The 17,940-nt window shown below is 74.9% G+C and carries 12 protein-coding genes; 4 read left to right on the forward strand and 8 right to left on the reverse strand.

Features of this window, described 5'->3' with window-relative positions; translation table 11 throughout:
* A complete protein-coding gene (locus EDC03_RS12205) occupies window positions 1-1,041 on the reverse strand; it encodes an iron-siderophore ABC transporter substrate-binding protein (RefSeq protein WP_123380523.1) in 1,041 nt (346 codons plus the stop codon).
* A gap of 213 nt (window positions 1,042-1,254) precedes the next feature.
* Here EDC03_RS12205 and EDC03_RS12210 point away from each other — a divergent pair, with 213 nt between their 5' ends.
* Window positions 1,255-1,611: a VOC family protein gene (locus tag EDC03_RS12210; protein ID WP_123380524.1), complete on the forward strand. Its 357-nt coding sequence runs from the start codon at window positions 1,255-1,257 to the stop codon at window positions 1,609-1,611.
* A 181-nt stretch (window positions 1,612-1,792) separates the two neighbouring features.
* On the opposite strand, the gene EDC03_RS18435 is transcribed toward EDC03_RS12210, so the two are convergent.
* From EDC03_RS18435 to EDC03_RS12245, 7 genes are all read right to left on the reverse strand, one after another.
* Window positions 1,793-4,126: a M6 family metalloprotease domain-containing protein gene (locus EDC03_RS18435; protein WP_199720212.1), complete on the reverse strand. Its 2,334-nt coding sequence runs from the start codon at window positions 4,124-4,126 to the stop codon at window positions 1,793-1,795.
* Window positions 4,127-4,389: 263 nt separating this feature from the next.
* A complete protein-coding gene (locus EDC03_RS12220; protein WP_123380526.1) occupies window positions 4,390-6,147 on the reverse strand; it encodes a dihydroxyacetone kinase subunit DhaK in 1,758 nt (585 codons plus the stop codon).
* A gap of 82 nt (window positions 6,148-6,229) precedes the next feature.
* Complete coding sequence (locus EDC03_RS12225) at window positions 6,230-7,963, reverse strand: glycoside hydrolase family 13 protein (protein WP_123380527.1); 1,734 nt, start codon at window positions 7,961-7,963, stop codon at window positions 6,230-6,232.
* A 200-nt stretch (window positions 7,964-8,163) separates the two neighbouring features.
* Entirely contained in the window at window positions 8,164-8,790 is a 627-nt protein-coding gene (locus EDC03_RS12230; protein ID WP_123380528.1) for a PIG-L deacetylase family protein, read from the reverse strand.
* A 156-nt stretch (window positions 8,791-8,946) separates the two neighbouring features.
* The gene (locus EDC03_RS12235; RefSeq protein WP_199720213.1) at window positions 8,947-9,975 is read right to left on the reverse strand and encodes a glycoside hydrolase family 6 protein; all 1,029 of its coding nucleotides are present in this window, start codon (window positions 9,973-9,975) and stop codon (window positions 8,947-8,949) included.
* Window positions 9,972-11,909, reverse strand: a complete 1,938-nt coding sequence (locus tag EDC03_RS12240) for a galactose oxidase early set domain-containing protein (protein WP_199720214.1) — start codon at window positions 11,907-11,909, stop codon at window positions 9,972-9,974. Before EDC03_RS12240 ends, EDC03_RS12235 begins: the two co-directional genes overlap by 4 nt.
* Window positions 11,906-13,726 (reverse strand): glycosyltransferase family 2 protein, encoded by a 1,821-nt coding sequence (locus EDC03_RS12245; protein ID WP_199720215.1) that lies wholly within the window; start codon window positions 13,724-13,726, stop codon window positions 11,906-11,908. Before EDC03_RS12245 ends, EDC03_RS12240 begins: the two co-directional genes overlap by 4 nt.
* A gap of 509 nt (window positions 13,727-14,235) precedes the next feature.
* Here EDC03_RS12245 and EDC03_RS12250 point away from each other — a divergent pair.
* From EDC03_RS12250 to EDC03_RS12260, 3 genes are all read left to right on the forward strand, one after another.
* Window positions 14,236-15,645: a glycoside hydrolase family 6 protein gene (locus EDC03_RS12250; RefSeq protein ID WP_123380531.1), complete on the forward strand. Its 1,410-nt coding sequence runs from the start codon at window positions 14,236-14,238 to the stop codon at window positions 15,643-15,645.
* Between the two features lie 186 nt (window positions 15,646-15,831).
* The gene (locus tag EDC03_RS12255; protein ID WP_123380689.1) at window positions 15,832-17,343 is read left to right on the forward strand and encodes a SulP family inorganic anion transporter; all 1,512 of its coding nucleotides are present in this window, start codon (window positions 15,832-15,834) and stop codon (window positions 17,341-17,343) included.
* 1 nt (window position 17,344) lies between these two features.
* Window positions 17,345-17,722 carry a helix-turn-helix domain-containing protein gene (locus EDC03_RS12260; protein ID WP_123380532.1) on the forward strand — a complete coding sequence of 126 codons (378 nt, stop codon included), beginning with the start codon at window positions 17,345-17,347 and terminating at the stop codon, window positions 17,720-17,722.
* The last annotated feature ends 218 nt before the right edge of the window (window positions 17,723-17,940 follow it).

Here is a 17,940-nt window from a genome sequence, read left to right on the forward strand (position 1 = left end):
TCAGCGCGCGGTCGGCGCCGCGGCGTCGGCGAGCAGGCCGACGTACTCGTCGAGGATGTAGGGGATGGCGAGCGTCGTCGGGTTGGACGCCGTGCCGAGGGGGCCGTCGCCGGGCAGGCCGACGATCGCCCGGTTCTGCACCGCGGGGATCTGCGACAGCAGCGGGTCGCCCTCGAGCGTCGCCACGAGGTCCTCGCCGCCGTAGGTGACGATGACGTCGACGTCGGAGAAGACGTCCGCCTGCTCGGCGCTGACGCTGCCGGAGAAGCTCTCGTTGCCCTCGGAGGCGTCCTGGACGCTCTGCGGCGTCGTCATCCCGAGGTCCTCGAAGAAGGCGACCCGGGTGTCGAGCGGCGTGTAGAAGTTCACGGTCGACAGGTCGGTCGTGTCGACGTGCGTCATGAACATCGCCGAGGCGCCCTGCACCTCGGGGTGGGCCTCGACGGTGTCGGCGATCTGCTGCTCGAGGTCGGCCACGAGCGCCTCGCCCTCCTCGGCCATGCCCAGGCCCTCGCTGTTGAGGAGGATCGTGTCGCGCCACGTCGTGCCCCACGCCACGTCGGGGTAGGCGACGACGGGGGCGATCTGCTCGAGGGTGTCGTAGTCCTCCTGCGTGAGGCCGGAGTACGCGGCGAGGATGACGTCCGGGTCGGTGTCGGCCACGGCCTCGAAGTCGAGCCCGTCGGTCTCGTCGAAGAGGACGGGCGTCTCGGCGCCCAGCTCGGTGAGCTTGTCCTCGACCCACGGCAGCACCCCGTCGCCGTCGTCGTCGCCGAACGTCGCGGCGGCCATGCCGACCGGGACGACGCCGAGCGCCAGCGGCACCTCCTGGTTGGCCCACGCCACGGTGGCCACGCGCTCGGGGCGCTCGGGCAGCTCGGTGGTGCCGAAGGCGTGCTCGATCGTCACGGGCGTCCAGCCGGCGTCGGCGGCGGCACCGCCCTCCGCGGCCGGGGCGGCGGGCTCGTCAGAGCCGCAGGCGGAGACGCCGAGCAGGAGCAGCGCGGCGAAGGCGCCGACGACGGGGCGGGCAGCAGGCATGGGACCTCAGACGTGGGAGGGACGACGGGCTCGTCAGGTCTCGTCGGGAGGCCGGCGGGGTCGCCACGTCGTGCGGCAGCCACCGCGGGCGGACCCGGGCTGACGTGAGGGGAGCCTAACCACACCTGGTGGACGCGGGGTGACGTCGGTCGGACGTCGGGGCGACGACGAGCCCCTCCCGCGGGCGGCCGGTCCCTCTGGCACGGTGGCCCCGTGACCTCCGTGGAGATCGTCGTCGTCACCCCCGACCTCGAGCGCCTGGCCGCCTTCTACACCGGCGTCCTCGGCCTCGACCCCGTCGGCCGCACGCCCGCCGAGGGGGAGGCGCTCGCGCTGACCTACGACCTCGACGGCGTGACGCTCAGCCTCATGGCCGAGGAGGACGCCGAGGCCGGCCCGGGGCGCACCGTCCTCTCGTTCGGCGTCCGCGACGTCGCCGCGTCGGTCGGCCGCGCGCAGGACCTCGGCGGCGTCGTCCTCGCCCAGCCGCAGGACGTCTCGTGGGGCCAGCGGGTCGCCTCGGTGCAGGACCCGGACGGCGCCGCCGTCACGCTGACGCAGGACCTCTGACCGCCGGCCCTCCGCACCCTGCCGACAGGGTGCGGTCGGGAGGCGCTCCTGCGGGCGGGGTGTCGACAGGGTGCGGCCGTGGGTGCGGCCCCCCGGACGAGCGACGAGCCCCCGACCCGTGTCGCCGCAGGTCGGGGGCGCGTCGTCGGACCACCGTCACCGGCGGTCCTGCGGCCCGGCGTCAGCCGACCCGGAGCACCTCCACCGCGGCGAGGAGGTCGGCGCGGGCGGTCTCGTCCGTGACGCGCGAGGCCAGGGCCTCGGCGCGGTCGAGCGACCGCTCGGCCTGCGCGGCGAGACCGCGCTCGGTCGACCGCGCGGCGGTGGCGAGCGCCGAGGCGAGCCGCGCCTCGACGCCGCCGCCGAGCGCGCCCTCGCCGCCGAGGTCCGCGACGAGCTCCTGCGCGTACGCCGCGAGCAGCGGGTGCACCGCGACCTCGGCCGTCGCCGTGGCACCCGGGTCGGACTCGCTCGTCACGGTGACGGTCGCGGTCCCGAGGCCGCCCGGCTCGCGGACGAGCTGCAGCGGCACCTCGACCGTCTCGCCGGCCGTCGCGCCGAGGAGGTCGTACGGCTGCACCGCCTCCCAGCCGCCGGCGACGGCGGAGGAGAGCCGGTAGACGTCGCCGTCGGACGCGCCCTCCCCGGCCTCGCCGGTGTTCGTCATCGGCACACGGAGCTCGGCCGCCGCGCCGCCGTCGACGGGGACGGCGGTGGCGCCGGCGAGGTCGAGGGCCGCGCCGCGGGCCTGGTCCCCGGAGCCCTCGAGCGAGCGGACGGCGACGTCGTAGGACAGGACGCCGTCGGCGTCGCGCTGCCGGTCGAGGACGTAGACGTGGAGGCCGTTGGCCTCGTCGACGTGCTCGTCCTGGCTGCCCGAGCGCGTCCCCGCGCGGAACATCGCGTCGTTGAGCTGGCGCTGGTCGCCGACCGTCACGGGGACGGGCGTGCCGTCGGGGCGGACGAAGTCCGTGAGCCCGATGTCCTGCGGGTTCGCGTCGACCGTCCAGACGAAGGGCGCGCGGTCGACGGGCTTCGTCTTGGCCACGTGGACGCCGGACGACGGCGTGAAGGAGTCGGTGCCCATGCGGTCGACGACCTCGACCGAGTACCCCTCGTAGCCGCCGCGGTCGCAGCGCCAGGCCTCGGTGCCGACGTACCCCTCGGCCTGGCAGGACGAGCGGTCGCCCGCGCCGAGGCCGTCGTCGTCGAGCGCGACGGTGAGGCCGGCGAGGTCGCCCTCGCGGTTGACCGACCGCGCCTGGACCGTCGCGCGGGCGACGCCGTCGGCCGCCAGCCCGGCCCGGGACAGCCCGAGCACCTGCTCGGGCGAGACGAGCTCGAGCCGCTGCTTGTTGCGGAGGGTGAAGTGCGAGCCCATCGACGCACCGCCCGCGTTGGGCACCTGCCACCGCAGGTGCGTGCCGCCCGGGCCGTTGAAGGAGCCGCGGCTCAGCATGTCCCACGGGCCCGTGTACGAGCGGACCGGCGGGTCGCCGAAGGGGTTGTTGTAGTTGTCGCCGATGCCCAGCAGGTGGCTCATCTCGTGCTGGAAGACCGCCTGCCCGCTGGACTCGGCCTGCGTCGAGTTGGGGATGACGCCGCGGCTCGTGGCGTTCGGCCAGTGCGTCGCGGCCGACCGCCACGACGTCCACGGCACGTACCGGGTCGGCGCCCAGCTCGGGATCTCGTTGCCCGCGTCGTTGTAGACCGGCCCCTCGGTCGCCCCGGGCGGGCCGAGCTCGGCGGGGACGTCCTCCGGCGCGGCGAACTGCATGTCGCCGAACTCCTGCCAGGTGCCGGACTCGTCGTGGCCGGCGGTGACCCAGAAGAGGACGTCGTAGTCCTCGTGGACGTCGTCGCCCTGGTCGGCGTACCAGGCGGCGAAGCCGTCGGTGCGGATGTCCTTCGTGCAGTCGTCGCCCGCCGGGCAGACCGAGTCCGGCCCCGTCACGGGCGCGTGGCCGGCCAGCCCGTACTCGTGGAGCTTGCCGGGCAGCGTGTACGTGCCGAAGGCGTCGACGTCGACCGAGTACCGGCCGTTGCTGTTCTCCATCCAGTACTCGGTGATGGTGTGGCCGTGGTTGGCCTCGGTCGGGGTGTTGAGGTAGTCCTCCCACCACTGCGGCGCGTCCTCCGGGGCCACCGGCTCGAAGTCCTCGGCAGGGCTGCCGAAGGGGTGCGAGCCGGGCGGCTGGGTGACGAGCAGCGGCTGGTCGGTGAAGTCGAGGAGCACGACGGCGGCGCGGAACTCGCGCACGGAGCCCGTCGCCGTCCCGTCGGCCCAGCCCGCGGGCGCCCCGGGGACGGCCGTGTAGTCGTCCCAGGTCATGTCGTCCTGGTTGACCCAGTCGGCCGGGTCGACGGGCGCGAGCGCGGAGCCCGGCCCGCCGGGCTCCGCGGCCGCCGTGGCCGGCGCGACCGCCGTCCCGACGCCGGCGGCGAGCAGGGCCGCGAGGCCGGCCGCCAGCCCGCCGCGCCCCACCGCCCTCGGGGTGAGCAGGTGTGGTGCCACGGGGAGGCCTCCGACGGGTCGCCAAACGGACAAGTCGGACGGACGCTAGACCGTTGGGCCACCTCGCGGGGCGCTGCGTCGGACGTCGGGGCGGGCGGACGCGCCGTCGTGGGCCGCGACATGGCCACACGTCGCGGCTCGGCGGTGCGCGCGACGAGCCACATGGCCACACATCGCGAGGAGGAGGCGGCCGGGCGGGGCGACGTGGCCACACATCGCGGGATGGAGGCTCCCGGGACGGGGCGACGCCGGGCGGTGGCCCGTCAGCGGCCGGCGGCCAGGAGCCCCGCGACGGCGTCGCCCGGGCCGGCGTCGCCCGCCGCCGCCCGCAGGAGCATCGCCATGGCGACGGCGCCCGGGTCCGGCGTCCCGACGACGCGGTCGCCGAGGTAGGCGGCGCGGCCGCGGCGGGCGCGCACCCGCGCGGTGGCGTCGGCCCCCGCGGCCGCGGCCGCGGCGGCGTCCGCGAGCGACCCGCCGTCGGCGAGCGCGCGGACGGCGGGGTCGAGGGCGTCGACGAGGGTGCGGTCGCCCGGCTCGGCGCCGCCGACCCGCCGGACGGCGGCGAGCCCGGCACGGAGGCCGTCGCGCCAGGCGGCGTCGTCGGCGGCGGTCTCGCCCCCGGCCCGCTCGGCCGCGGCGGCCAGCTCGGCGAGCATCAGGCCGACCATCGGTCCGCTCGTGCCGCCGACCTCGTCGAGGAACACCTCGCCCGCGGCGGCGAGCGCGTCCGCGCCGCTGCGGCGGGACGCGGGGCCGTCGGCGTCGAGGCGGGCGACGACACGCCGCAACCCACCGCGCACGTTGTCGCCGAAGTCGCCGTCGCCGGCGAGCCGGTCGAGGCGGGTGAGGTCGCCGTGGGCGGTCTCGACGTCACCGGCCCACCGGCGCAGGGTGCGCTCGGGGGCCGACGCCCCCTCGGGCACGGAGCCGTCGGCGGCCGGGGCGCCGTCCGTCCCGCCCGCGGCGGCCGGGGCCGTGGCCCCGCCGCCCACCCACGGCGCGTCGACGACCGGCGCGCTCCCCCGCGTCAGCGCGGCCGACGACGACGGCGCGCGCCACAGGTCGAGCCAGCCCGGCTCGAGCGCCGTGAGGGTCACCGAGAAGCCGTGCATGTCGAGGGCCGCGACGTAGGTGCCGACGAGCGCGTCGGCGACGGCGGCGCCCCGGCGGCCCAGCGCCTCCGCCACCTCCTCGAGGACGGCGTAGAGCTCGAGCTGCGTCGTCGCGCCGAGGCCGTTGACGACGACGAGGAGCCCGTCGCCGCCCCCGGCGGGCAGCGCGTCGAGGACCTGGCCGACGAGGTCGTCGACGAGGTCCGGCAGCGGCGGGCGGGCCACCGTCCGCTCGGCGCGCTCGCCGTGGATGCCGACGCCGAGCTCCAGCTCGTCCGGGCCGAGGGCGAACGCCGGCTCGCCCGTGGTCGGGTCGGTCTGCGCGCGCGAGGCGACGGCGAGGCTGCGGCTGGCCGCGGCCACGCGGGCGCCGAGGTCCGCGAGGTCGTCGACCCCGCGCCCCTCGTCCGCCGCCGCGCCGAGGAGCTTCTCGACGACGACCGTCGCCGCGGTCCCGCGCCGCCCGGCGGCGTTGTCCGCGGAGTCGGTGGCGAGGTCGTCGTCGACGAGCACCTCGCCGACGCGGACGCCCTCGAGACGCAGCCGCTCGGCGGCGATGCGGAAGTTGACGACGTCGCCCGTGTAGTTCTTCACGACGAGCACGACGCCCTCGGGCCCGGCGGCGGACCGGCCGGCCTCGAGCACCTGCCGGTTGTGCGGGGACGTGAAGACGAGACCCGGTGCGGCGCCGTCGAGCAGGCCGGGGCCGAGGAGGCCGACGTGCAGCGGCTCGTGACCGGCGCCGCCGCCGGAGACCAGCCCCGTGCGCCGGCCCTCGTGGCGGGTGCGCGCCAGCAGGTGCAGCGGCTCGGGGCGCAGCGCGACGAGGTCGGCGTGCGCGCGGGCGAAGCCGGCGGCCGCGCGGGCCACCGGCTCGTGGGCGGGGTGGACGAACGGGGCGCTCACGGGTCCTCCTCCGCGCGCGGCGTCGGCACCGCGCGGCAGGGCGATCCTGCGGGCCCCGGCTCACCCCGGCAAGGGCACGGCCTCAGCCCTGGCGCACCCACACGGCCGTGCTGGCGGGCAGGTGCACCCAGCCGTCGCCGTGGTCGACGGACGGCTCGGAGACGAGGAGGACCTCGGCGCCCGCGGGCACGGCGGTGTCCTCGTGGCCCATGTTGACGAAGCACGTCACGGCCCCGGGGCCGCCCTCGCCGACGTGGACGGCGAGGAGGTCGCCGCGCCGCTCGAGCCGGGCGCCGGCGCGGCCGAGCACGCGGGACTCGCGCCGCACGAGCAGCGCCTCGCGGTAGAGGCGCAGGGTCGACGTCGGGTCGACCGCCTGGCGCTCGACGGAGAGGTCCTCCCAGCCGGCGGGCTGCGGCAGCCACGAGGCGCCCGTCCCGGCGGGCGAGAAGCCCCACGCCGAGCCGTCCTCCGTCGTCGTCGTCCACGGCAGCGGGATCCGGCAGCCGTCACGGCCGCTGCGCAGCCCCCCGGACCGGAAGAAGATCGGGTCCTTCTTCACGGCGTCGGGGACGACGACCTGCGGCAGGCCCAGCTCCTCGCCGGCGTAGAGGTACGGGGAGCCCGGCAGCGCGAGCAGGAGCATCGCCGCGGAGCGGGCGCGCGAGAGGCCGTGCGCGCCGCCGCCGAAGCGGGTGACCTGGCGGTCCTTGTCGTGGTTCCCGAGGACCCACGAGACCGGCGCGCCGACCTTGTCGAAGGCCTCGAGCGCCGTGCCGACGCCGTCGGCGAAGGCCTTGGCGTCCCACGGCGACTTGAGCAGCCGGAAGGCGAAGGACTGGTGCATCTCGTCGGGCCGCACGTAGGCGGCGACCCGGTCGAGGTCGGAGAGGCAGACCTCGCCGACGAGCATGCGGGGCGCGCCGTCGGCCGCCTCGTACGAGTCGACGAGCGCGCGCCAGCGGCGCCACACGTCGTGCACCTCGGGCTGGTCCCACGTGTGCCGCTGCTCGTCGCCGTGGCCGAAGAGGGTCGGCGAGTAGGTGCCGGGGTTGTCGCGGAGCTCGCGGTCCTTGAAGAGGCCGTAGGCGACGTCGACCCGGAAGCCGTCGACGCCGAGGTCGAGCCAGAAGCGCAGCGACTCCTCGAAGTCGTCGGCGACGGTCGGCTCGCGCCAGTCGAGGTCGGGCTGCTCCGGCGAGAAGAGGTGGAGGTACCAGCGGCCGTCGGGCGTGCGCGACCACGCCGGCCCGCCGAAGAGGCTGACCCAGTTGTTGGGCGGCTCCGGCGACGGCGGGGCGAAGACGTACTTGCGGGCGTGCTCGGAGGTCGGGTCGGCGACGGCCTCGCGGAACCACGGGTGGGCGTCGGAGGTGTGGTTGGGGACGACGTCGAGCAGGACGCGCAGGCCGAGGGCGTGGGCGTCCTCGACGAGACGGGCGACGTCGTCGACGGAGCCGAGCTCGGCGTCGACGGCGCGGTAGTCGGTGACGTCGTAGCCGCCGTCCGCGCCGCCCGACGGGTAGTGCGGGGTGAGCCAGAGGGCGTCGACGCCGAGCCACGCGAGGTACGGCAGGCGGGAGCGGAGGCCCTCGACGTCGCCGACGCCGTCGCCGTCCGCGTCGGCGAAGGAGCGCAGGTACACCTGGTAGACGACCGCGTCGCGCCACCACGCCTCGTCGACGGCGCGGCGCCCCTCGGCGGGGCGCGCCGCGGGGGCGGCTGCGGTGCAGGCGGAGCGCTGCCGCACGAGCGCGGACGTCGCCCGGCGGGTGCCGGCGGAGCCCGTGGAGCAGGAGCCGTCAGAGGTGGCCATGCCGCACTATCGGCCGCTTCCGCCCCCGGCTTCAGCACGTCCGCGCCTCGGGACGGTCGGGACGGACCGACCATCTCGGACCGGGAGGAGCCGGACGTCCCGACGACCGCACCCCGCTCCCGCGCAGGGCGGGAGCAGGGTGCGGGGCGTCGGGGGACGACGCCCGGTCGCGCGGCTGAAGGGGGACGCCGCGCGACCCGTCACACGTCGAGCTGCACCCGGTGGGGCACGAAGCCCTCGGCGTGCTCGACGCGTGCCTGGAAGCCCCGGTAGCCCGCCTGCGTCGTCACCAGGGACGTCGACGCCATGGCGGAGTGCGCCACCTGGGAGGCGTGGCACCGCAGGGCGGTGACCTTCTTGTCGAAGGCGTCGGTGATGTCGACGAAGACGGACGGGGCGAAGTGGTAGCTCGACGGCGAGTCGTAGCAGAGCACGCGCTTGCAGTGGCGAGCCGCACCCAGCGTGGCGAGCGCGACGGCACGGTGGTCCTGGTGCGTGTCCTGCAGCCCGTGGGTGTAGACGACGTCGACGCCCTCCTGGCGGATGAGGCTCTCGATGGTGTGCACCAGCTGCAGCTCGTGGGCCGACACCGACCCGTCCGGCAGCCCGCCCCACCGCAGCTCGGCGCCCAGGACGGCGGCGGCCTCCTCCTGCTCGCGGGTACGGGCGGTGACGTCGCCGGGACCCGCCTGGCCCGTCGTGATGACGAGCATGATCACCCGGTCCCCCCGGGCGACGTGCTTGGCGAGGGCTCCCCCGCAGCCGAGCTCGATGTCGTCCGGGTGCGAGCCGACGGCCAGGACGGTCGTGGTGGTGCACGTGCACATGAGGTTCCCCCCTCGTCGTGGTGCCCTCCGGGTGGCGCCCGTCCGTCGGGCCGCCCCCGCCCGGGCGTGGTGGTGCCGGGCCCGGGGCGCCGTCGGGCGCCCCGGGCGGTGGGTCGCGGTCGGCGTCGCCGACGGCCGCGACCGGACGACGGCTGCTCAGCCGTCCCCGGGCGGCAGGAGCTGCGCGCCGCCGCGGTCCCGGACCAGGGCGCGCGCCTGCTCCGGCCACCAGGCGCCGGCCTCGGGCTCGCCGTCCCGGCACGCCCCGTCGGAGTTGCCCGGCTGCTTCACCCAGAGGAAGGCGACGGCGAGCGGTGACCCGGTGGCGAACGTGGGTGAGTCCCCCAGCGCCCGCCCGGGCGGGTTGCACCACGCGTCGACGTCACCGGCCGCGGCCTCCGGCGGCCCGTTGCCGTTCCGCGAGGTGTCGACGACGAAGGACGTCCCGTCGAGCAGGTCGGAGAGCTCCTCGCCGTAGCGCAGGGAGTCGGCCGTGGTCTGGAAGTTGGACGTGTTCAAGGCGAAGCCGTCGGCCCGCGAGACGCCCGACTCCCGCAGGGCCGCGGCCAGCGCCTCCGCGTCCTCGACCCAGCCCGCGTGCCCCGCGTCCACGTAGACCTGCGTGGCCTCGCGCTGGCCGAGGATGTCCACGGCCGTGGTCAGCAGGGCATAGGTGTCCTCGGGCGCCTCGCCGGCGCCGCAGCCCTGGAGGGCGTGCGTCACCGCGTCCGGCTCGAGCACGACGAGGGCCGGCCGGTCCCCGATGCCCGCGGACAGGGCGCCGAGCCAGTCGTAGTACGTCTGCGCGTCGGCGGCCCCCCCGGCGGAGTACTGCCCGCAGTCCCGGTGGGGCATGTTGTAGACCACGAGGACGGGGACCTGCCCGGCCCGGGCCGCCGCCGTGGTGAGGCGTTCGGCCGCGGCGAAGGTGTCCTCCTGCTGACCGGAGAACCAGGTGGCCACGGGCTGCTCGGCGATCACCGCGTAGGCGTCGGCGTCCGCGTAGCGCCCTGCGGCCTCGGCGGTCGCCGCCTCGACCGCCGCGGGGCTCGCCGGGTCGACGTACAGCGGCATCCCGCCGAAGAGGGCCTGCGGCGCCTGCGGCTCCTCGGGGGGTGACGGGACCGTCCCGCAGCCCGCCAGGGCGAGGACGCCGAGCAGCGCGACCGCCGCGGTGACCCTCACGGGACGTGCACCCACTGCGCGACCGACGGCTTCCCGTTCTCGTCGACGAGGAAGAGCATGTAGTGACCTGCCGGCGTGAGGTTCTCGTTGGCGTCCAGCGTCAGCGCCAGGGCACCGGAACCGGTCCGCTCGACGTCCAGGGCGACCGACCGCTGCTCGGTGTCGGTGACGTGGGTGACGGCGGACGGACGCACCAGGCGGGCGGAGGCGATGTTCCCCGACGCGCGGACCTCGAAGGTCGTGCCCCGCTCCACCGACTCGGGCGCCTTGAGGACCATGGGTCGGGCACCCTCGGTGAAGAAGTACGGCGGCTGGTAGATCTCGAAGCGCTTCTCGAAGGTCCCGGCGGTCTCGTTCTCGGCGTCGCCGTACAGGGGGTCCGACCCCAGGGTGAGGACCGAGCCGTCGGGCAGCAGCAACGCCTCGGAGTGGTAGTTGCGCCCGACGTGGTTCGGCGCGACCTCCTCCATCGTGTTGGTGGCCGGCGTGTACAGCTGCGCGGCGAAGTTGTCGGACCTGTTCGAGCCGCGGTACCCGCGGGACCCGCCGGTCAGCAGTACGTCGTCCGTCGGCAGGTTGACCGCCGAGACGTACCGCCCGGGCTGCACCAGGTCGGGCGCCGGCGTGACCCGGGCGTCGTCGAAGCTGATGACGTCGACACGGGCGGTCGAGCCGGGGGTGTCGCCCACGGGGCCGCCGCCGGCGACGAGCACGTCCTGCTCCTGCGCCGGGGCGAGGAGGATCGAGCTCGACGTCTCGTTCATCTCCGGCTCACGCAGGCCCCCGGGGATCTCGGCGAACTCGTTGGTGGTCAGGTCCCAGGTGCCGGGCGCCCGCAGCCGCTCGGCGGGGCCGTAGCCGGTGGAGGAGCCCGAGTAGAGGATCTTCCCGTCCGCACCGCGGAAGAGCGCCGGGTACGTCGGGAAAGGCATGTCGAGGTCGGGGCGCGGCGTCCACGTCTTGGCGTGGACGTCGTACTCCTCCGTGGTGCCCTGGTTCTCGTCGATGAACTGGCCGTACTCGTCGAGACCCGACACGGCGAAGATCGAGTCGTCGTCCGGGTTCGACCCGGCGGCGGAGAAGAGCGAGGGGTACCAGCGCGCCCGGTTGAGGTCGCCGACCTCGACGTACTGCTCCTTGTAGATGTCGAACTCGTAGGACGCGTCGAGGCCCCAGTAGTCCTGCTTGGCGGAGTCGATGGTGTCGGCCTGGCCGTAGAGGCCGGGGCGGTCGTCGCCCTTCCAGGTGAGCTGGTGGCCCTCGCCGGTGAAGTCGTCGCCGGTGCCGGGCTCGACCGCCTCGACCCACACCCGTACGGAGGTGGGCTCCTTGCCGCCCCCGGCGAGCTTGCGCACCATCGGCAGGACGGTGTCCTCGGTGGTGCGGTACTCCACGCCGGTGGCGTCGTCGACGAAGACGGTGCCGACCGGGACCGGGGTGTCGACCTCGTAGATGGCGTCGTTGTGGATCGTCAGGACACCGGCGGCTCGCTCGACGTCGGACTCGAGCACCTCGTACTTCTTCGTGCCGCCGGCGATGAGGACGTTGCCGTTGGGCAGGAAGGCGTGGCCGCCGCAGAAGAGGTCCTCCGGCGTGTCGATGGTGCGCATCTGGTCGGTGGCGGGGTCCCACAGCAGGGTGCGGAACGTCCCGGCCTCGAAGTGGTGCTCGTTGTTGCCGGACCCGGCGACGACGAGCACCTTGCCGGTGGCCAGCAGCACGGAGTGGACCCCGTTGAGCTGGTACTCCGGGGGGAGCTCGACCGTCGTCCACGAGCCGTTGGCGGCCATGTAGTCGGGCCGCGACTCCTGCCAGAAGGTCGACGCACGGTCCGTGCCGATCGCGACCTGAGGGCCGTTGACGGCGACCAGCAGGACGGCGACGCCGCCGACGACCGCGCGGTTGCGGAGCTTGAGGGCGGTGCTGCGCTTCACGGGCGGGCCTCCAGGACGGCGGGCGTGTCGGGCTGGTGGTCGGTGTCGAGCGGCACGACGAGGTCGCGGGGGGCGGCCGTGCGCACCCGCTGGTGGGGGATGCGCCGGCCGGCACGGCGGGTGACCGAGGCGCCGTGCAGCTCGGTGCCCTTCCAGATCAGCACCGGCGTGAAGCAGATGGCCAGGGCGAGGAAGGCCCAGAACAGCATCGTGGGGTGGTGGTGGCCGAGGACGGCCGACGCCACGAGCGAGATGCCGATGAGCACGCCCCAGGCGATGTTCTTGCGGAAGACCGCGAGGCTGTCGCCGACCGATCCGGAGCCCTTCGGGGTGACCGCGAAGGGGACGTTCTTGCCGCGGACCGCGTCGATCAGCGCGACCACGTACATGGGCGCCGAGAGGATCGACACGAACATCCCGAGGATGCCGGAGGACCCCTCCTCCTCGTGGGGAGAGACGTTGTACCGACGGTTCCAGAAGTAGATGCCCACCTGCATCACCGCGGCGTTCAGGTACAGCATCAACCAGATGTTGGCCGCCACCCGGACGCCGCCGGCCCCCGTCCACAGGTAGATGGCGACGTTGATGTTGCCGAGGATCCAGCTCATCGCCGCCGACGGGTAGTACGACATGAGGAACAGGTAGTGCAGGCGCCGGCCCCAGGAGAGCTTGGCGGCGAACCTGTGGAAGGAGCGGACCATCACCTCGTTGGTGCCGCGCGCCCATCGGTTCTGCTGGGTGAAGAAGTCCGACCAGTTCCCCGGGCCCTCGCCGACGGCGAGCACGTCGGGCGTGTAGACCGACTTCCACGTGCGACCGGTCAGGCTGTTCTTCCGGGTGTGCCACACGAGCGACGTGGCTGCGTCCTCGGTGATCGAGTCGGCGAGCCCGTCGATCTCCCGCAGCGCCTGCAGCCGGACGGCGTTGTTGGTGCCCACGAACATCGGCGTGGTCCAGCGGTTCCCGGCGCGCTGCAGCACCGAGTGGAACAGGTACTGCTGGGACTCGCTCGCCTTGGTGACGAAGTTGTCGTGGTTCTGCCCGTACACCTGGGGGCCGACGACGAAGGCGACGTCCGGGTCGCGGAAGTACCCCATCAGCCGGCGCGCGAGGTCCGGGTGCGGGACGTGGTCGGTGTCGACCGACACCCAGAAGTCGTAGGCGTGGCCGTGCTCGACGAACCAGGCGTTGTAGTTGCCGTGCTTGGTCCTGCGCTTGTGCTTGCCGGACTCCTGGTTCCACTTCTCGACCCCGTGGCGGGTGAAGTGGCGGACACCGATCCGCTCGCACATCGCCCGCACGTCGGGGTCGTCCCCCTCGTCGAGCAACCAGATGTCCAGGACGCCGTCGTGGCGGATGGCCTTGGCGGCCACGAGCGTCTTCTCCGCCATCTCCACCGGCTCCTTGCCGGGGACGATGGTGGTGAGGAACGCCAGACGATGACCGGCCTCGGGCAGCACGGGGACCGGGTCGGCCGCGTTGAGAGTCGCCCGCACGAGGGTGGTGACGTTGATGAGCCGCAGCACCTCGATGAGGCCGACGGCGGCGATGAGCCCGAAGCTCACGTAGTGCGCCCACCCGACGAGGTCGGTGGGGTGGTGCGCCGGCTGCAGCAGCCAGACGAGGAAGGTCACCTCGAAGACCACGGCGGCGGCCAGCAGCGGGTAGGCGTGCCGGCGGCGGCCGTCCCGGGCGATGAGGTTGCGGAAGCGGACCGTGTAGGGCCCGGGGCCCGGGTCGGTGAGCGGCCCGGCCAGACGCGTGTAGGCGTCGTACGTGTGGATGTTGTCCCGGTGGATGCCCTCCGTGACGCTCACGCGAGCGTCACCGACCGCATCCGGGCAGGCTGAAGCAGACCGTTCATCGGAGTCCCCCTTGGACGAAGAGTCATCGCGCAGTCCCCCCGCGCGGCTCGTCCTCAGGACCATATCCACGCTGCGTGACAACGAAGTTCACGGCAGGTGACTTCTCTCCGTCGGCAGTCACAAGGCGTGATCGCCCCTGACGCGGAGAAGGCGGCCGGTGCCCGATGTGACCCGGACTGCAACAGATCGGCACATCCGCCAGATCACGGCCGGGTTAAACTGTGATCCGTGTCACATGTGATCCGGGGCGCAGTCACTTGACCTCCACGCCTTCGCGTTTTCTGGCCGAAGGCGCTGTGGCAGAGCGTTTGTCACAGGGCCCGGCAGGGGGTTGGCCGCCCGCCGACCACGGCGCCGGTCACGGACGCCTCCGGTGACGAGCGCTGCGCCGTCAAGTCCCCCCCGCCCCGCGACGAGGGCACCGGGGAACGCCCCACCTCGTCGCGCAGCCAGGAGACCCGATGCCCGTCCGCCACGCCACCTCTCGCCGCCATCGCCTCCTGGCCCAGGTGGGGACCGCCGTCGTCACCGCCGCCCTGCTCACGGGGACCGGGGCGCCGGCCGTCGGGGCCGAGCCGGTCGCCAGCCGGTCGTGGACCCTCTCCGCCGGGGCGGGGGCGGTCCGCGCGGCGACCGGGACGCCCGGCGGGACCGAGGCGCTGCTCCGCTCGCCGGGGTCGGCGACGACGACGCTGACCGGCGCGGGACGGGTGGTGCTGCGGGCGCGCGGCGACCAGTGCGCGGGGGCGCCCCGGGCGCAGGTGGCCGTCGACGGGCGGACCCTCGGGACCGTGCAGGTGGTCAACGCCTCGGGCTGGTGGGAGTACCCGGTGGGCGATCCCGTGAGCGCAGGCCGCCACCAGGTCGTCGTCACCTTCCTCAACGACCACCGCACCGCGACGTGCGACCGCAACCTCTTCGCCGGCTGGATCGCCCTCGTACCCGGCCCCACGACGCCGGTCGTCCGCCCCACGCCGACGCCGCCCCCGCCCACGACGCCTGCCCCGACCACGGGCAACCCCTTCGCCGCCGCAGCGCCTTTCGCGGACCCGGCGTCCACCGCGCTGCGGGACGCGCGCCGGCAGGCAGACCCCGCGCTGCGCGAGCTGGAGCTGCGGACCGCGTCCCCGGCGACGTCGCTGTGGGTCGGCGACTGGCTCAGCGCGAGCGCGGTCCGCTCCGAGGTCGGGCGGTACGCGACGGCCGCACGGGCGGCCGGCCGCACGGGTGTCCTCACCGTCTACGCGATCCCCGGGCGGGACTGCGGCAGCTACTCGGCGGGCGGGCTGGCGCCCGACGCCTACCGCACCTGGGTGCGCGCCGTCGCCGACGGCCTGCGCGGGACCGGGACGGCCGTCGTGCTCGAGCCGGACGCCCTCGCGCAGCTGGGCGCCTGCCCGCAGGGCGACCGCGTCGGCCTGCTGCGCGACGCCGTCACCGTCCTGGCGGACGCGGGCGCCGTCGTCTACCTCGACGCCGGCCACTCCGGCTGGACGACCCCCGAGGTCATGGCCACGCGCCTGCGCCAGGCCGGCGTCGACCGCGCCCGCGGCTTCGCCACGAACGTCAGCAACTTCCGGACGACCGCCGACGAGCGGGCCTACGGCCAGCGGCTGTCGGCGCTGCTCGGCGGCAAGCGCTTCGTCGTGGACACCTCGCGCAACGGGCAGGGCCCGGGGTCGACGTGGTGCAACCCCACCGGTCGCGGCCTCGGGACCACGCCGCGGGCCGTCCAGGACGGCACCGCCCTGGACGCGCTGCTGTGGATCAAGCGGCCCGGGCAGTCGGACGGGACGTGCGGCGGCGGCCCCGCCGCCGGTACCTGGTGGCCGCGCCAGGCCCAGGAGCTCGCCCGCAACGCCGTCCGGTGACGCCCACGGCAACCCTCGGGACGCCTTAGAGTTGTCTGCGGGCCCGGTCGCGCGACCGGGCCCGCAGGGCGCGCTGCTGCGCCGCCGACACCCCGGTGCGGCCGCGCGCGCGACGTCCTCGGGCTCGTGACCGCCCGACGTCCCTCCGGAGAGCCGTTGTCCCAGCACGTCCCCGATGCCGCACCCATCGTCCGGCGCGCCGTCGACCCGCCCGCGCGCCCGCACGGCGGCGTCACCGTCCGCGAGGCGCTGCGCGACCCGCGCCGCCTGCGCGTCGAGGTCCTCGCCGGCCTCGTCGTGGCCGTCGCCCTCATCCCCGAGGCCATCGCCTTCTCGATCATCGCGGGGGTCGACCCGCGGGTCGGCCTCTTCGCGTCCTTCACGATGGCCGTGAGCATCGCGTTCCTCGGCGGCCGCCCGGCGATGATCTCGGCGGCCACGGGCGCCGTCGCGCTCGTCATCGCCCCGCTCGTCCGCTCGCACGGGCTCGACCACCTCGTCGTGGCGGTGGTCCTCGGCGGGGTGCTGCAGGTCGTCCTCGGCCTGCTCGGCGTCGCGCGGCTCATGCGCTTCCTGCCGCGCAGCGTCATGGTCGGCTTCGTCAACGCCCTGGCGATCCTCATCTTCACGAGCCAGCTGCAGTACCTCGTCGACGTCCCGTGGGTCGTCTACCCGATGGTCGCCGTCGGCATCGCCGTCATCGTGCTGCTGCCCCGGCTCACCTCGGCCGTCCCCTCGCCGCTCGTCGCCATCGCCGCGCTGACGGGCTTCGTCGTCGCCGCCGGGATAGCGGTGCCCGACGTCGGCGACGAGGGCGCGCTGCCCGACACCCTGCCGACCCTCTTCCTCCCCGACGTGCCGTGGACCCTCGAGACGCTGCAGGTCGTGGCGCCCTACGCGCTGGCGATCGCCGTCGTCGGGCTCCTGGAGTCGCTCATGACGGCCAAGCTCGTCGACGACGTCACCGACTCCGGCTCGTCGAAGACCCGCGAGGCGTGGGGCCAGGGCGGCGCCAACATCGTCACGGGGCTCTTCGGCGGCATGGGCGGCTGCGCGATGATCGGCCAGACGATGATCAACGTGAAGGTCTCGGGAGCCCGCACGCGGATCTCGACCTTCCTCGCCGGCGTCTTCGTCCTGCTGCTCGTCGTCGTCCTCGGCGACGTCGTCGCGATCATCCCCATGGCCGCGCTCGTCGCCGTCATGGTCATGGTGGCCGTCGGCACCTTCGACTGGCACAGCGTCCGGCCCGCGACGCTCCGGCGGATGCCCCGCTCGGAGACGCTCGTCATGGTCGCGACCGTCGCCGTCACGGTGGCCACCCACAACCTCGCCTACGGCGTCGGCGTCGGCGTGCTCGTGGCCATGACGCTCTTCGCCCGCCGGGTCGCCCACCTCGCCGAGGTGGACCGGTTGCCGTCGGACGACGACGGCGTCGCGCGCTACGCGGTGAGGGGCCAGCTGTTCTTCGCGTCGAGCAACGACCTCGTCCACCAGTTCGACTACGCGGGCGACCCGGCGCGGGTCGTCGTCGACCTGTCGGGGGCGCAGGTGTGGGACGCCTCGACGGTCGCCACCATGGACGCCGTGGAGAGCCGGTACGCCGCCCGCGGCACGCACGTGACGTTCGAGGGGCTGGACGCGCAGAGCGCCGCCCGCCACCGCCGGCTCGCCGGCCACCTGGGCGGGGGGCACTGAGGTGCCCCCCGGCCTGCTGCAGATCGGGGCGGTCGCCGAGCGCACCGGCCTGTCCCTGCACACGCTGCGGCACTGGGACGAGGTGGGCCTCGTCCCCCCGTCGGTCCGCAGCGACGGCGGCTTCCGCCTCTACACCGAGGGCGACGTCGAGCGGATCCTCCTCGTCCGTCGGATGAAGCCGCTGGGCTTCTCGCTCGAGCAGATGGCCGGCCTCCTCGAGGTCGCCGACGCGCTGCCCGGCGCCGACGGCGAGGAGGCCGCCGCCCTGCGCGAGCGCCTCGAGGAGTACCGCCGTCTCGCGGAGGAGAGCCGCGAGCGCATGGTCCGCCGCGTGGCGATGGCCGAGGAGCTCGTGGAACGGCTGGGCGCGCTCGGCTGACCCCGCGGCCCCGCCGACCGACACCGCGGAAGGGCGCCGACGTGCGGCACGAGGCGGCCCCGGGCGGCAGAAGGGCGCCGAAGTGCCAGTACGAGGTGGCCCCGGCGGCAGAAGGGCGCCGAAGCGCCGGGACGAGCTGGCCCAAGCGGCAAGAGGGCGCCGAAGTGCCGGGACGAGCTGGCCCGGGCGGCAGAAGGGCGCCGAAGCGCCGGGACGAG

This window comes from Pseudokineococcus lusitanus (genome assembly GCF_003751265.1).
Lineage (GTDB): Bacteria > Actinomycetota > Actinomycetes > Actinomycetales > Quadrisphaeraceae > Pseudokineococcus > Pseudokineococcus lusitanus.